This is a genomic window from Anaeromicropila herbilytica (assembly GCF_016591975.1).
Lineage (GTDB): Bacteria > Bacillota > Clostridia > Lachnospirales > Lachnospiraceae > Anaeromicropila > Anaeromicropila herbilytica.
This window is the reverse complement of the sequence record NZ_AP024169.1, coordinates 3,776,220-3,793,329: the sequence shown is the minus strand read 5'-3', so window position 1 is coordinate 3,793,329 and position 17,110 is coordinate 3,776,220. Positions and strand designations below refer to the sequence as shown.

Annotated in this window: 11 protein-coding genes; 8 read left to right on the top strand and 3 right to left on the bottom strand. The window is 31.7% G+C overall.

Annotated elements, in window-relative coordinates; translation table 11 throughout:
- Nucleotides 1–442 precede the first annotated feature (442 nt).
- From bsdtb5_RS16430 to bsdtb5_RS16420, 3 genes are all read left to right on the top strand, one after another.
- Complete coding sequence (locus bsdtb5_RS16430) at nucleotides 443–3,073, top strand: calcium-translocating P-type ATPase, PMCA-type (protein ID WP_271713059.1); 2,631 nt, start codon at nucleotides 443–445, stop codon at nucleotides 3,071–3,073.
- 698 nt (nucleotides 3,074–3,771) lie between these two features.
- A complete protein-coding gene (locus bsdtb5_RS16425; protein WP_271713058.1) occupies nucleotides 3,772–5,793 on the top strand; it encodes a class I tRNA ligase family protein in 2,022 nt (673 codons plus the stop codon).
- Nucleotides 5,794–6,115: 322 nt separating this feature from the next.
- On the top strand, nucleotides 6,116–7,909 hold the full coding sequence (locus bsdtb5_RS16420; protein WP_271713057.1) for a GH25 family lysozyme: 1,794 nt from the start codon (nucleotides 6,116–6,118) through the stop codon (nucleotides 7,907–7,909).
- Between the two features lie 72 nt (nucleotides 7,910–7,981).
- On the opposite strand, the gene bsdtb5_RS16415 is transcribed toward bsdtb5_RS16420, so the two are convergent.
- A complete protein-coding gene (locus bsdtb5_RS16415) occupies nucleotides 7,982–8,809 on the bottom strand; it encodes an FHIPEP family type III secretion protein (RefSeq protein WP_271713056.1) in 828 nt (275 codons plus the stop codon).
- A gap of 375 nt (nucleotides 8,810–9,184) precedes the next feature.
- Between bsdtb5_RS16415 and bsdtb5_RS16410 the strand changes: the two genes are divergently transcribed.
- The 4 genes from bsdtb5_RS16410 (at nucleotide 9,185) to bsdtb5_RS16395 (ending at nucleotide 12,187) form a co-directional block, all read left to right on the top strand.
- Entirely contained in the window at nucleotides 9,185–10,366 is a 1,182-nt protein-coding gene (locus tag bsdtb5_RS16410; protein ID WP_271713055.1) for a hypothetical protein, read from the top strand.
- A gap of 108 nt (nucleotides 10,367–10,474) precedes the next feature.
- Nucleotides 10,475–10,918, top strand: coding sequence for a DUF5085 family protein (locus tag bsdtb5_RS16405; RefSeq protein WP_271713054.1), 444 nt, complete (start codon nucleotides 10,475–10,477; stop codon nucleotides 10,916–10,918).
- 17 nt (nucleotides 10,919–10,935) lie between these two features.
- A complete protein-coding gene (locus tag bsdtb5_RS16400; RefSeq protein WP_271713053.1) occupies nucleotides 10,936–11,388 on the top strand; it encodes a DUF5085 family protein in 453 nt (150 codons plus the stop codon).
- Nucleotides 11,389–11,449: 61 nt separating this feature from the next.
- On the top strand, nucleotides 11,450–12,187 hold the full coding sequence (locus bsdtb5_RS16395; protein WP_271713052.1) for a hypothetical protein: 738 nt from the start codon (nucleotides 11,450–11,452) through the stop codon (nucleotides 12,185–12,187).
- 105 nt (nucleotides 12,188–12,292) lie between these two features.
- Here the strand turns inward: bsdtb5_RS16395 and bsdtb5_RS16390 are convergent, their stop codons facing one another.
- A complete protein-coding gene (locus tag bsdtb5_RS16390; RefSeq protein ID WP_271713051.1) occupies nucleotides 12,293–13,417 on the bottom strand; it encodes a response regulator in 1,125 nt (374 codons plus the stop codon).
- Between the two features lie 67 nt (nucleotides 13,418–13,484).
- A complete protein-coding gene (locus bsdtb5_RS16385) occupies nucleotides 13,485–16,544 on the bottom strand; it encodes a hybrid sensor histidine kinase/response regulator (protein WP_271713050.1) in 3,060 nt (1,019 codons plus the stop codon).
- 209 nt (nucleotides 16,545–16,753) lie between these two features.
- Here bsdtb5_RS16385 and bsdtb5_RS16380 point away from each other — a divergent pair, with 209 nt between their 5' ends.
- The gene (locus bsdtb5_RS16380) at nucleotides 16,754–17,092 is read left to right on the top strand and encodes a hypothetical protein (protein WP_271713049.1); all 339 of its coding nucleotides are present in this window, start codon (nucleotides 16,754–16,756) and stop codon (nucleotides 17,090–17,092) included.
- Nucleotides 17,093–17,110: the final 18 nt, after the last annotated feature.

Here is a 17,110-nt window from a genome sequence, read left to right as displayed (position 1 = left end):
GATAATATTATACCATTAAGGAAATTATCCGTAAAGAAAATTATGGTTAAAATGCACATGAAATATGACGAAAAAAGTTGAAAGTGTTATGAAATGTAAATAAAAAAGTGGAAAAATATAAAGAAAAATAATATAAAATAGAGAAAATACAATTTTCTCTACCAAAAGACTGTATTATATTAATAATCAGTAAATAGAACTAATAAAAAGTGGAAATACTTATAAGTGATATCTATTTTTCACAAAATGAATTGACTTATAACAAAATATATGATAAAATTCGACTATCCATAGGGGAGTAGTTAGCGTCCCAAGAACGTGTCAAGTCAACAATCATGGTGGTAAGAAGCCTGGCTTGAATTAAAAAACCAGACCTATGTATAGCTATAATGCTATACATAGGTCTTTTTTTATAGATATTTATTAAGAGAGGAAGTGTATTATGAAATTTTATCTAGATAGTACCAAAGATGTACTAGATGAATTAAAGACTTCAGAAGAAGGTTTGAAATCGAAGGAAGCAAGCAGCCGTTTAGAAAGAGATGGTAAGAATAAGCTTGCAGAAGGTAAGAAAACTACTCTTCTAGAACGTTTTATCAGTCAATTATTAGACCCAATGATTATCGTTTTAATCGTAGCAGCGGGTATTTCATTAGTAACATCTTTGTATGCTGGTGAATCTTTTGCAGATGTATTTGTTATTCTATTTGTTGTAGTACTTAATTCTGTATTAGGAGTACTTCAAGAAAGCAAGGCCGAAAAAGCCATTGAAGCCCTTAAGGAGATGGCAGCAGCAACGTCTAAGGTCCTAAGAGACGGTAAGATGCAACAAATTAAAAGTGAAGATCTAGTAGTTGGAGATGTTATTCTATTAGAAGCTGGGGATGCAGTTCCAGCAGATGCTAGAATCATTGAAAGCGCTAGTATGAAGATTGAAGAGGCAGCACTAACAGGAGAATCAGTTCCTGTTGATAAGATTGTAGATAAGTTATCTCTTGGTGATCAAAAAGATGTATCTCTTGGAGATCGTAAGAATATGGTATACATGGGAAGTGTTGTTGTATATGGTAGAGGTAAGGCTGTTGTAACTGGAACCGGTATGAATACTGAAATGGGTAAAATTGCACATGCAATTACTCAAGCAGAAGAAAGACAAACACCATTACAATTAAAGTTAGCACAATTAAGTAAATCATTAACAATAATCGTAATGGGAATCTGTGTATTTATCTTTGCAATTGGATTAATTCGCGAAGGTAATATGAGTGGTGAAACTATCCTTAATACATTTATGTTAGCAGTAAGTCTTGCAGTAGCTGCAATTCCAGAAGGATTAGCAGCAGTTGTAACAATCGTTCTATCCATAGGTGTTACTAAGATGTCAAAACACAATGCAGTAATTAGACAGTTAACTGCAGTTGAAACTTTAGGATGTACTCAAGTTATTTGTTCTGACAAAACTGGTACTTTAACTCAAAATGTTATGACCGTAGTTGGTCAATATACTACTGATGAAAAATTATTAGCAACTTCAATGTCACTATGTAGTGATGCTGAACCAGATGAAAATGGTAATGCAGTTGGTGAACCAACTGAATGTGCATTAGTTAATTACGCAACAAAACTTGGTTTAAGCAAAAAGACATTAAAGACAGAAAAACCTAGAATAAATGAAGTACCATTTGATTCGAATCGTAAAATGATGTCAACGATTCATGAAGAAGGAAATGGATTCGTTCAATATACAAAAGGTGCTCCAGATGAAGTATTAAAAGCTTGTTCTAAATATTTAAAAGATGGACAAGAAGTTCCAATGACAGATGAAATTCGTAAAGAAATCTTAACTGAGAACAAGAAATTTGCTGATAAAGCGTTACGTGTATTAGGTGCAGCATATACTAAGTATAATACAGTACCTGAGACAGTAAATCCTGATACTGTTGAAAAAGATCTTACATTTATCGGATTAACTGGTATGATTGACCCAGTTCGTCCAGAAGTTGTTGATGCAATTAAAGAGTGTAAGAGCGCTGGTATTAGACCAATCATGATAACTGGTGATCATAGAGATACAGCAATCGCAATTGCAATGGAACTTGGAATTATTACAGATGCTAGTCAAGCAATTACAGGAGCAATGTTAGATGACATCAGTGATGAAGAATTAAATAATACAATTGATAAATATTCTGTATATGCAAGAGTTCAACCAGAACATAAAGTACGTATCGTAAATGCATGGAAGAAAAAAGGTGCAATTACAGCAATGACTGGTGATGGTGTTAATGATGCTCCATCCATTAAGAGTGCAGATATTGGTATCGGAATGGGTATCACAGGTACTGATGTTACGAAGAATGTTGCAGATATGGTATTGGCAGATGATAACTTTGCAACGATTATCAATGCAGTAGAAGAAGGTCGTAAAATTTACGATAACATTCGTAAAGCAATCCAATTCTTACTATCTTCAAACTTAAGTGAAGTTTTAAGTATTTTTACAGCAACAATCCTTGGTTTTACTATTCTTAATCCAGCACATATTCTGTGGATTAACTTAATTACAGATGCTTTCCCAGCTTTAGCACTTGGTATGGAGGAAGGCGAAGATGACATTATGAACCGTAAACCTCGTAAACCAGAAGAGGGTATTTTCGCAGGCGGTCTAGGAATCGATTGTATATACCAAGGTATTATGGTAACAGTACTTACATTAGCAGCTTACTTTATTGGACATTATATGGAAAATGGAGTATGGGAAATCACAAATAGCCAAGATGGTATGACTATGGCATTCTTAACTATGTCAATGGCTGAGATCTTCCATTCTTATAATATGCGTTCACAAAGAGGCTCCATCTTCAAATTAAAGACTCATAATTGGTACTTATTTGGAGCTATGATTTTATCATTAATCTTAACAACAACTGTTATTTATATTCCATTCTTAGCTAAGATATTTAAATTTGAACATATCTCCTTAACGGAATATGCAGTAGCAATGGGACTTGCAATAGCAGTAATTCCAATCGTTGAGATTGTTAAGTTCTTTCAAAGAAAAGCATCAAAATAATCATATAAAGATACAAAACTGGAAATATTCATCTTTATAAAATGTTAAAAGGCTATTTGGAAAATTAAAATCCAAATAGCCTTTTATGCTACTAATATTATAAATAAAGTTGGGAAAAATAATTAGTATATTAGTGAAACTTTCTAGTTAAAAGTGCAATATATCCAAATTTTGTTTGACAGTTTTATAAATCTTAAATATAATAAAAATAAATAAAATGATAAGCAATGACGAGAAGAGTAATTATTATGTAATCTTACAGAGAAGTTTTCGAGACGCTGAGAGAAAACAGACAAAATAGTAATGAAACAAGCCTCTGAGCTTCATACGGATTTTAATACTTGAAGATAGAATAGAATGTTTTTAGACAATATCAATAACTATAGATTATTGATAATCTTATTTGAAAGTGTTAGATGATGCTATGACGTATGTTCACGTTACAGAACTAGAGTATATGCAAAGTGGTTGCTGTACTTGATAAGATTAATATGGTGACATATTAATAAAATAGGGTGGTACCGCGATATTCTCGCCCCTACAGATTAATGTAGGAGGTGATTTTTTTTATACTTTTTTAGTGTTATATTTGCGAAATAGTAAAAAGAATATTAATAAGAAATATAACTGAAATACAATTTAAATATAGTATATTGAAATTGTATTAAGAGATTAACGGTAAAGATAGGAGAAAGAGAATGGAAGACAATAATAAAATTGATAGAAGACCCAAAAAGGAAAAAGTCAGACCTGAATTTCCTAAAAGAGCAGTGATAACAGCTGGTATGCCATATGGTAATAAAGAATTACATTTTGGTCATGTTGGTGGAGTATTCGTTCATGCAGATACCTTTGCAAGGTTCTTAAGGGATCGAATTGGTGAAGAGAATGTAATCTTTGTATCTGGCACGGACTGCTATGGATCACCAATCTTAGAGAGTTATCGTAAACTTGTAGAGAATGGTGAATTTGACGGAAGTATTCATGATTATGTGAATGGTAATCATGAAAAGCAAAAACAGACATTAGAAGATTATGATATTAGTTTAAACCTATATGGAGCAAGTGCTCTAGATAGAGCAAGTGAGATTCATGAAGAAGTATCAAAGGATATTTTTGAATCACTTTATCATAATGGATATCTTGAAAAACTATCGACACCTCAATTCTATGATCCAGAGTATAAGGTGTTCCTAAATGGAAGGCAGGTAGTTGGTAAATGTCCAATTGAAGGATGTCAATCAGAGAAAGGTTATGCAGATGAGTGTTCTTTAGGACATCAGTATATGCCAAGTGAATTAATTAACCCAATTAGTGCTTTATCTAGTAAGAAACCCGAATTAAGAGAAGTATCCAATTGGTATTTCAAATTAGAAGAATTCTTTGAACCGCTGAGAGAATTGGTATCCTATTTTAGAACAAATACAAACTCAAGAAAATATCAATTGAATACCATGGAAGAATTCTTAAAAAAACCTATCATATATATTAAGAAATCTTACTATGAAGAGAAGAAAGATATCATAGATGCTCTTCCTAAACATAAGCTACTTGAAGAAGAGAAAAAAGCATCAATAACGATCTTGTTTGAAAAGTTGACAGACAGGGAAGAAGCTTGTAACATCTTAACCAAAGAGGGAATTAACTATCGAACAGGTAAGACTTTAGTTCCATTCCGTTTGACAGGTAATATTGAATGGGGAGTGAAAGTACCAGAAATTGAAGGTGAATCGAATCTAACTTTCTGGGTATGGCCAGAATCCTTATGGGCTCCAATATCATTTACCAAAACTTATCTAGAATCAATTGGTAAGGATAAAACAGAATGGGAAAACTGGTGGAAGTCCAAAGATGCAAAGGTATATCAATTCATAGGTGAGGATAATATCTATTTCTATGGAGTTGCGCAAATGGCTTTATTTATGGCTTTGCAGGGAAAAGATTATACGATTGATCCAGAAGAGGGTAAGTTAAGATCAACTCACCTAATTGCTAACAATCATATACTTTTTATGGATAAGAAAGCAAGTAGTAGCAGTGAGATTAAGCCTCCAATGGCAAAAGAACTACTGAACTACTATACAAAGGAACAATTAAGAATTCATTTCCTAAGTCTTGGATTATCGAATAAAAGCGTAAGCTTTAAGCCACAAGTCTATATGAAAGAAGAGGAAAGAGAAGGGGTAGATACAGTTCTAAAAGATGGCAATTTATTAACCAATGTATTCAATCGCTTGGTTCGTTCTTGCTTCTATACAGCACAAAAATATTATGACTCTAAGATTCCAGAAGGTTCCATAAGTGATTCTGTGCTATCAGAAGCTAAAGAAGCTATTCTTGATTATGAACTAAAAATGTATAATCACGAGTTTCATATGATTACTTATTTGTTAGATACTTATCTTCGTAATGCTAATAAATATTGGGTAAATAATATGAGAATAGCTGAGAAAGAGGAAGATGATGCTCTTAGAAAGCAAGTGTTAATTGACTCCTTCCATGCTGTTCGAACTGCAACAGCATTCATTCATCCTATTGCCCCAGAAGGATGTGAGATGATTCGTGATTATCTAAATGTAAGTGATAAGATCTGGAATTGGGAATATATCTTCGAGACAATGGATTTCTTTACAAAGGATGTAGAGCACCATGAGTTGAAATTCTTGGAACCAAGAATTGACTTCTTTGCAAAACATGAGAGCCAGATTATAGCAGAATAAGTGATGAAATACCGAAAGGATAGGGAATCTATTCTTTCGGTATTTTTATTTATTGTATAAATGGTTAGGGTGTCAAAAGTCATTTTTAGTTTATTGAGTGTATATCGCTGTATAATTAATGTAGAGAATGACTTTTGACACCCAAACCATAAATACAATTTTATAAAATGCATAGTATAAATTGCTACTAAAATATTGATAAAATATCCATTTGTGTCAGAATTATTCTATATTGGAATAGAAATGACAAGTTAGTATCACATTTTGAGCTTAATATATATATAATCAAAAATTAAGAAATCAGGAGGCTATTTAAACACAAATGAAAGGAATAAAAAATAATTTTAGTATCATTCTATTGTTTCTAATTATTACTGGAGGACTCGTATTACCGGAGATGTCTGCTAGCGCAGCAACGAAAGCTCCATCTAAGCCAGGAAGTGTGAAAGCTGTATCTTACTCTTATAATAGTTCCTATATCAGTTGGAACACGGTATCTGGGGTAAGTGGATACAAAGTTTATAGAGCTACATCGAGTAAGGGGACTTATAAACTGATTATGACTACTACTGCTCATACATATAAAAATACAGGATTAACCACAGGAACAACATACTATTACAAAATAAAAGCATATAAAATTACTTCAAGTAAAATGACTTATAGTTCATTTTCTACAGCTACAAAGGCAAAACCAATTCCTTCATCACCGACTTTAGTAAAAACAACATCTTCTTATGATAGTGTTAATATCAGTTGGGGAGGAGTAGCTGGAGCCACTAGGTATCAGTTATTTCGTAGTACAAGTAAAACTGGTACATATAAATCTATTGCTACTATAAAGGGAAAGAGTTATAAGGACAAAACAGTAAGCACAGGAACAACCTACTACTACAAAGTGAGAGCATGTAAAACCGTTGGAAAAGCAAGTGTATATAGTAATTATTCTGTAGTGGTATGTACGAAACCCTCATTATCAGCGCCATCTTCTTTAAGTGTTCAATCCTCAACCGAAAGTAGCATACAATTAAGTTGGAAAAGTACATCGGGAGCAAGTGGATATCAATTATATCGAGCAACGCAAAATGCAGGTACTTATGAGCTGTTAGCAACGGTATCAACAACTAGTTATGATGATTCAGAGTTAACATCTGGAACAACTTATTATTATAAAGTTAGGGCGTATCGTAAAGTAGATCAAAAGAAAGTATATAGTAGCTATTCCTCTTCCATTAGTAAAAAGATATCACAAGCGGATGTGCAGTCTGTATCACTAAATAAGACTTCAAATACACTAGCATTAGGAGAGACATATACTTTAAAAGCATCAATAACGCCTCAAAATGCTACAAATAAGTCTGTGACTTGGAAGTCTTCAGATAAGACGGTTGCTACAGTAAGTAGTAAAGGTAAGATCACAGCCGTTGCTACAGGTTCCGCTATTATTTATGTAACAACGGATGATGGGGAGAAAACTGCAACATGTAAGGTGACGGTTAAGAATGCTGAGATTAAAGGAATTGATGTATCAAAATGGCAAGGTAACATTGATTGGGAGGCAGTAGAGGAAGACGGAGTTGAATTTGCAATGCTTAGAGCTTCCTATGGAAGTAGTAGCGTTGATCCTATGTTTGAGAAAAATTATCAAGGGGCTAAGGATAATGGAATTGCGGTAGGAGCTTATCATTACAGTTATGCTACTACTGTGGCGAAAGCAACCACAGAGGTAGAATTTTTTATCAAACAATTAGAAGGAAAAACATTTGAATATCCAGTATGCGTTGATATTGAAGATTCTTCTCAAAGTAAACTTAGTAAGGATACATTAACTAAAATTGCTCTTGTATATTTAGATAAACTAAAAGAGGCAGGATATTATCCTGTTATCTATACCAATAAAACATGGTTTACAACCAAACTGGATGATACCAAACTAGAAGATTATGATCACTGGCTAGCACAGTGGGGATCTTCTATTACCTATAGTGGAGCTGTTGGATTGTGGCAATATAGTTCTTCGGGTTCGGTAAATGGAATCTCAGGAAGGGTTGATGTCAATACTTCTTTTGTTGATTATGCTTCAAAAATAAAGCTACTTAACTTGAATGGTTTTTAGAGTAGTAGAATTAAATAGATAAAATTATGAAGATAAATAAGCTAGTGAAAAACACTAGCTTATTTTCAGTTCTTATTTGAGGTAATCTTCAATAATCGAGACAATGGCATCATAATCGCTTGTTTTATCTATTTCATTCTCAATAATCTCAATAATTTTAATAAGGTTACGAATGGAAGTTCGGTTCTCCACTAATTTACTAAGTATTTGAACAAGAGTTAAGAGAGAGATCTTTTCTGGTATAACCCCTTCGACTACTGCTGGATAGTCCAACCTAAGGCTTGTAATTAAGTTACTTACTATTTCTTTATTAATAATCTTAGAATAGTTCTCATAAGCAACTTTTTCAAAGTGTTCCATTATTACTCGAATGGCATCTTCTTTTTCTTCTTCATAATTTATAAAAGGTGTTAAAGTACCAGAACCAATTAATTTATCATAACTATAAAATCGATATTCATATTCACCGATGCTATCAACATCGCGAATACGAACAAGTGGAAGTATTATGCCATATTGTTCAGCTAGATGTTCCTTAACGGTATGGAGATGTTTGAATTGATTTTGATTTTCCTCAATCATCAATTCAACTAAGGAGGTACCTATTTCTAGAAGAAGAGGGTCTGATAAAGCACTTTGAAGTAACTGCTGTTTCTTAAGTTCATTAATATCATCTGTCATTTGAGAGGATTTTAACTGGATATTTAATAGATAATCCAAAGAAGAATCTAGAACATTTGCAATAGAGCAAAGTAATTCTATATCTGGATAGCTATTATTTCGCTCCCATTTTGAAATTGCCTGAGGGGTAACACCCAAGCGTAAAGCTAATTCTTCTTGAGTATATCCTTTTTCTTTTCTAGCTATGATAAGTCTTTCTGCAAAATTATTAATATTCATGTCAGTGACTCCTTTATTGTTATTTTCTTATTGTATAAGATATCTTGTTTTCATTATTTTGGAATTCCATGTAGATAGCATACCATAGAAGTAGAACAGTGTAAAACAATGAAATGTTGATATGAAACTCAACAAAGAGATGGCTTGGAATAGGACTAAGATATATTTTACATCATAAGTTAATTCACAGATTTGTTATGACTACGACAATGTAAAAGGTTCAAGCACTGATATAAAATGGCTTTAAAATAGTATTAAAAGATACAAAAAAAGTATTTAACATGTTGTCTGTCAGGAAAACATGTCGTCTGTCAGGAATTCAACACAAATAATATAGTTTGTGATAAGATAAAATAAGGATAAGGAGGGATAATTGTGCAAGATCTGTTAGTTAAAATTAAACAGTTAGTAGTCGAAATTAATACACTAAATGAATATAAGAAGACATTAGAACAATTACATACAAGAGTCGGTGATGTTAGAAGTGGAATACGTTCATCTATCAGCTTTGAATGTGGTATAGGAGAGCAATTAAAGCAGATTGAAGATGAACTGAAGCGATATCAGATAGGTATGAATGCTATGAAAGAAACTCTAAAGCAATCAATCAACAAATATCAAGAAGCAGAAGAAGACATTGTAACCCAATATAGTCCAATCTGGAAACAAATATATGATATAATGAAGAATGGAAAAGGTAATGATGGTTTTGAATTTTTCTTTAATGCTTTTGGGCAATTTAAGGATAAATCCTTTGCAGAGGCCTTAGATATTCTTCGTAGTGGCTTAAGGTTTGAAACATTTGAAGTCAATGGAGTAAAATATATCAAAGCAATAACGGATAAGACAAACAGGGAATTAAGTGATAGTCTTACCAATTTACTCGGTGGTTCCACTACATGGACAGATTATTTGACGAGAACACTTAAAAATAGAGGGATAGATATATATGATTTAAGGAACGATGTATTTACACGTGGAAAAAATCGTTACTTTGATAATGTAGATTATAAAATGTTGGGTAATTATATGGATAATTTATCAAAAAGTAAATTGAACATATTTGGAAATAAACTGATGAATGGATTAACATTTAAGGAATTAACAGATGGATTTAAAAAAGCTGATTATGAAGGCTTGGGTAAGCTTGGAAAGTCAGCAAAATTTTTAGGAGCAGCATCCACTGCATTTGACGTAGGTAGTGATTTTGTTGATAATTTTTATAAAGATGGAAAGTGGGAATATTCCGCTGATAATACAGAAAAATTTGTTATAGATTCAGCGGTAGATTTGGGTACAGGAGCAGGAGCAGTAGCAGCAGGAGCAGCAATTGGTTCCTTTATAGTGCCTCCAGTAGGTACAGTTGTTGGAGCAGCAAGTGGAGCAGCAATTAACTGGGCAATTAATTGTGAGATATATGATTTTGATGGAGATAACCAAAGTGATAGTTTAGTTGATGGTGTGAAAATGCTTGCTGAGAACTCGGTTGATGCAGTAGAAGAGGGGTTAAGTAACGGATATAACTCTGTATGTAATTTCGTAAGTGGAATATTTTAGAACATTGTTAGTAGACGAAAATATATTACAGATTTAATAGAATAGATTTACAGAAGCTCTAATGAATTGTAAAATTCTTCTAGAAATATTTGCAAAATGGAGGTAATTATGAAGATTAAAAGAGGCTCTTTGATATTACATCATGTAATAAGCGTAAAAGAAATATGTGAATCAAATGAATGGATGAATGCATCAAAGGAATTACGTAATGCCATCATTAGAAATGGTTTGTATCCAACAGGACCAATGATTTATCAGATGAGGAATATCAAGGAAAGTGATAAGAAGGAATTTACATTATTTATACCTGTGAATGCTCCGATTAATATGGAGGAAAATGAGAAATTCTTCTATTTGGATACATTATCTTTCGAAGATGGATTAACCTATCGTCATTCTGATATGGATGAGGATTTTGAAGATTCCTACGAATTATTAAAAATGACAGCACAATCGATTGGTGTGGAGCTTGAAGAAACATTCTATAATATATATCTTCCAGTGTTTGGAGGTAGTATTGTTGATATTTATGCACCGATTATCAAGATGTAAGAAATGAGGATACCTACATGATTAATCTGAAAGATTCGATTCGTTATACCAATGTTGTTTCAAAAAACTACGCTTTTCATTATAATGATATGAAAGAAGTATTAGATGAATTTGGATCAGAAATAAAGAAATTAAATTTACATAAAAATGGACCACTATTTTATTCAATGAAAAACGTTCCAATGGATGAGATTATGTCAGTTGAATTATTTATGCCAGTAGTAGAGGAAAATATCACTCTGCCAGATACTATGTATTATCATTCTTATTATTCTGTTGAGAATATGATGTCTACAACTGTATGGAAGGATTATGAGCAAGATACAGAATTGGCATATTCAGCACTACTTACACTGATGAATCAGTCTTCCTTAAATCAAACTACACCTATGTATCATGTTATTTTTAGTGATGATAGTTTTTCTTATATGCAAGTTAAAGTAGGATATGAGAAAAAAGGGGAAGAGTAAAGTGGTAAAGGGATAAATAAAAATTAGAAGATAGGAGAACAAAGAGGAGGAAACTAAAAAGATGGCATATAATTCAGTAAATGAATGCGAATTAAAAAAACTACATCCTTTAAAAAAAGTTATAAGTCTTTTGGTATATTCGTGCTTGGCAATTTATGTAATAGATAACATTATCGTTTATGTTTCCAATTATATTTCTGGAAATTCTATCGATATCAAATCAAACCAACAAGAACTTTTAAGTGTATTGGTAATAGTTATAATTCTTGTGTTATGGTCTCCAAGCTTTATTAGATATATAAAAACTCCATTGTTAAGCGTTCCAAGGATTAGTCAGTATATCCCTAATAATGTATTGAAACAGCATATAAATAGTCAAAATTTTAAGGGTGTACCGGAATCTAATCTGCCGAATAAGTGCTTTATGGAATCGGAAAATTGGTATAAGATTAATGGCTATTTTATTCCTAAATTTTTATTATATTATTGTTATGCAAGTGTGTCAGAAGGAAACCAAAGAGTATATAGTGTAGAATTTAGATTTCTTACAGGAGATTCATTTACAATTATTATTACTGGGTATAAAGATCTAATCATTGATCGCGTTATTAAACAAAGGATTGAGCAAATTAGAGCCCAATATCATGTTGAAGGTGGAGAAAAGAGAAATAAAGTTATTAAAGCATTCTTTAAGCAGTATATAGAAGCGGGAAATAATCCATTTGATCTGATAACCGACCAAGAGAAAGCAAAACAATATGTTGAAAATTTATATTATTATATTCAACATAACAATTAGACAGATTGCGGAGGAAAATGAAGTGAAATAAATAAATTCATAAAAACCAAAAAAGTCCTTAATTAGTAAAAAATGCTAATTAAGGACTTTTTTGATTAATAAATATTAAGTGTTTTTTGTAATACTATTATACAATGCTTCAATAGAAGGTTTTGGTGTAATACCTAATTTGTTTTTATACAAACGAAGCATATGATTATAATGAGTTACAAAAGCAATACGATCTTTTTTTACATAATATACTTTTAATAAAGTTTCATGAGCATATTCATCAAGTGGAAAATTCTCTAATAATGGTTTAATAATTTTCTCTATTGCTATTGTATTTTTCTCTTTTACATAATAATTTACCAAAAGTTTTATTAAGTTACGATATTTTTGATAATAAAGCTCTCTTGTTGGTAAAGACCATAAGTATTCATGGCTATCAAGATAATTATTTTTATAGAGAATGATCGCACGCTCATATTTTTCGAGGGTAGAAGAATCAAGAGGAAGATCAGAATCTATGATAGAATCAAATTCTTCTATATCACTGTATGTATTAGGGAGCGTCATATAATAACAACCATTACTGAATTTTATCTCCACAGGAATATGGTAACTTTGTAGATCTTTTTTCATTTTATATATAGAAGTGTGGAGATATACATCTACTTTATCCTCTGGAATATCACTCCATAATGCACTACAGATTGCGGTCTTAGGTACACTATTGCCTCGGTTTTGATAGAGAAAAGCAAATAATTCCTCTGCTTTTGAAGTTCTCCACTTAATTGGGGTATCTTCGGGAGAACCATACACTAAGAGTCTCCCAAAACAATGAATTTTTGCCGTTTTGTTTACTTTCGGTAAAGATGGAGTAGTTATAATTCTTTTATTAAGCCTTTTTACTGTTTTTTCTATATCATCCATGGAGAGTGGCTTTAAGAGATAGTCAATAGCATTTACACGAAATGCATCAAGTGCATATTGATTATATGCAGTAACAAATACAATCTCTGTATTAATATTTTGATTTTGAATGATTTCAGCCATCTCCAAGCCATTCATTTGAGGCATATCAATATCAAGAAAAATAACGTCAGGCACTAATGTTATAAGAGTTTCTAGTGCTTTGGGTGCGTTTAAATAGCAACCAATCACTTCGATTTGATTTGTCTTTTCTAAGAATAATTTTAATATTTGTATTGCTGGTTTTTCATTATCTACGATAATTGCTTTTATCATGGGATTCTCCTATCTATCGTAAAATGGAATAAGTTATCTTAACATTAATGAGTCTTCTTAAGAATCTTTATTTTATCTGCATGGGTATGTGAAAGGATACAAGGGTACCCTGATCCTTATTACTTGTAATTCTAAGAGAAGTATTATAGTAGTTTAATAATCTACAATTTATATTATAGAGGCCTACACCATCACCAATTGGCTTTTCACTTAGTAGAGAAGAAATCATAGTTTGATCCATTCCGATACCATTATCAGATACTTCAATAAAGATGTCATCATGATCAGTAGTAATCCGGACTTGAATAAGCCCACCACCAATTCTTTTCATAATACCATGGCGGATGGAATTCTCAACAATTGGTTGTATCGTTAGTGGAAGAATACTGTACTTTAGAATGGAAGAATCGTATTGATAATCAATCTCCAATCTATTATCATATCGTGCCTTTTCTATTGAAACATAAGCCTTTACTAAGCGAAGTTCTTTTTCTAATGTAACATAAGTTGCTGTACTTTTAAAATCAAAACTACCTCGTAAGAATACACCAAGTTCCATTAATAGCTTACTAGCTTGCTCAGGATTGCTATAACAAAAGGAGTTGATGGTGTTTAATGCATTGAATAAAAAGTGTGGTTTAATTTGTGCCTGTAAAAATGCAGTTTCTCTCTCAAGCAATAATTCTTTTGATTTTTTTAGTTGGATAAGAGTATTTACCCTACATTCTAACTCTTTTGAATCAAATGGTTTTTCAAGAAAATCATTGGCTCCTGCATGAAATCCAGCTTGAATATCCATAGGTGAATTCTTGGCTGTGAGTATTAGGATAGGAAGATCAAGAAAATTATATCTAATTCTTAAATGTCTGCATACTTCATATCCTGACATAAAAGGCATCATAATATCTAAGATAACAAGATCGTAGCTCCGGTTATTCATTAGTAATTGAAGAGCTGTTTTGGGATTATCCGTTATGGTTACGTTATAATTCCATAAGGTAAGTACATTTAATAAGGATTTAAGATTTGAATATTCATCATCGACAACAAGAATATTTGCTTTCCCTTTCATATGCTTTGAATAAGGTAAATGATATTCTTTGGATAAATTATTATCATCAACTTTTGGATTGATCTCATCTTTTTCTTTTAGAGTTAATTCATTCTTTGCTTTTGCAGGAAATGATACGGTAAAGCAACTACCTTTTCCTATATCTGATTCTACGAATATACTACCATTATGCAATGAAATTAATTGTTTCGTAATTGAGAGTCCTAAACCTACACCGCCAGTTGATATGTTACCATTCATTTCAAGCTGCTCGTAAGAATAAAATATAGTTGCCAGTTTAGAACTTGGGATACCGATTCCGGTATCTTTGACTGCTATAAATACTTCTGAGTTATCATAATATGCAGATATGGTTATAGATCCTTTGGGTGTAAACTTAACGGCATTGTCTAGAAGGTTAAAAACAATCTGTTTAAATCGGTTCTCGTCTGCAAGGATAAAATAAGTATTGGAAGGCACCTGGTTATCAAATTCTATTATCTTCCCTTTTATTAGATATTGAAAGATATTTAGAGTAGAGTCGATTACTGGGTAGATATCAATAATAGTTAGGTGAAGAGAGAGAGCACCATTCTTAAGTTTTGAATAATCTAAAATATCATATACAAGATTGGAAAGGCGTTTCCCTATATTAGTAATGAGCGATAGATCTTCATATTGTTCTTCGTTTAACGTTCCACCAGAACCATCTAATAATGATTCAGATATATTAATAATACCATTTAGTGGTGTCTTTAATTCGTGTGAAGTCTTTGCTAAAAAGTCATCTTTTAACTTATCAAGTTGTGTTAGTCGTGCACTCAATGTTTCAATTGTCTCAAATGCAACGGAATAATTTTCAGACATATAAAAAGAAAGAGCGAAAACAAATATCGGCTGTACAATTGGAGGAAAATAGTCAGATTCCAAACCGAGTACAATATTAAAGAAGCATTCAATAAATAGTAATACGGAACAGATCATTGCTAAATACAAATGAGTCTTTCCAATTACAGCAATATGAAACTGATTATAAAAGATATAAGTTATTAAGATAATTAGCAATAAGGTAGTTATAAAAAAGAGAATGTATGTATAACTCCATAAATAAAATTTAGTAAAAAGTGTTAAACATAAGAAGAAACAAGCTATGATGTGAACTAACTTTTTAAGTCCTTTATATTGCACTTTAAATGCATAATATGCAAATAAAAATAAAAGATAATATTCTGCTAGAATACTGAAGGCTTGAAATTGAAAGCAAAAGGTAAACGAGATATTCGGAAATAAATAGTTCAATAGTACTTCTGAACATGTCATCTTATAAAGAGCAGAAGCTAAGCAATATCCTGCGAAAAAAAGTAATCCAATTCTATTTTTTCTCTGAAAACTAATTCCAAAAGTGTAGATAGACATAAGTAGCATGCCAATAATAAAAAAGCCATCAATAAGTACACTTAAAATACGTTGATGAGTTATTGCTTTTTCTGGACCAAAGTAAATTGGATAAAAGATTCCATTATATGCATATAAATAATTTGATACCTGTATCACAATCTCAGTATTACTTTTATCTGTTGTAAAATATACGGTATCCGCATAAAATTCATGTGAAGTAGATTCTTCACTAGTTCCAGGTATACCACAACGATAAATTTCTTCACCGTTCACAAATATTTTTGAGGAAGAAAATATACTGGTTATTTTTATTCCATAATGTTTCTCATCGGAGGGGAGCTTTAATTTTAATCTATATGTAGCACAGCCTTTCGAGGAAAGTGGTTTGCCATTAATCGTATAACGATCCCACCTAGAGGGTACTTCCTGATAAGTAAAATGATTGGTGTTATTGGTAAAATCAGAAGGTGATAGTAACTGATTAAAATAAAATTCCCATTTTCCATTTAGTTTTACTGTCTGATTATCATGGAATGACCAATCTGTTAAATCGAGAACACCATTTTTAACTAATGGTGACTTGGATGTTTGCGATTTCACGATAGGATATATAATACTTAATGCAATAATTATTAAAAATACAGAGCATAAATATTTATGTAGTTTTTGAGAATTCATTCGTGTAGAGTCCCTTTCAATTATATAAGTTAATATATTTTAGAATTATATTTATCCAATATTTACTATCAAATTATAACAAAAAAAATAAATAAATACAGAAAAAAATAATGGGTATATTTGTATATTTACACAGAACACATGTTCTGATATAATGTGATTAAGAGATAAAAAATATTCTTTGAAATCAGCCCCAAGGTTGAAGTGTAATGTTAGTATTAAGAAATGAGGGATTGAATATGGCGTTTGGATTTGAATATCAGCAGCCAAAAAGAGAGTGGATACCTAAAAAAGAAAATTTTGTAGAAACTTCTGTAATTGCATCTTTTAAGGAAGATGGAGATTTAAAACCATTAAAGTTATTAATGGAGCAAGAGGGAGAGCGAACCGTCTATGATATTCCAAAGATATATTATAAAAGTATATGCAAAGTTGGAAAGATAGAAAGTATTCGTTTTGGAATTCGATTAGATTCAGAACTTAATATTATGTCAGAATTAGTATATTTTATAGAAGAGCATAACTGGAAGATAAAGCTACTTTCATAATGAAAGGTAAAGCGTATT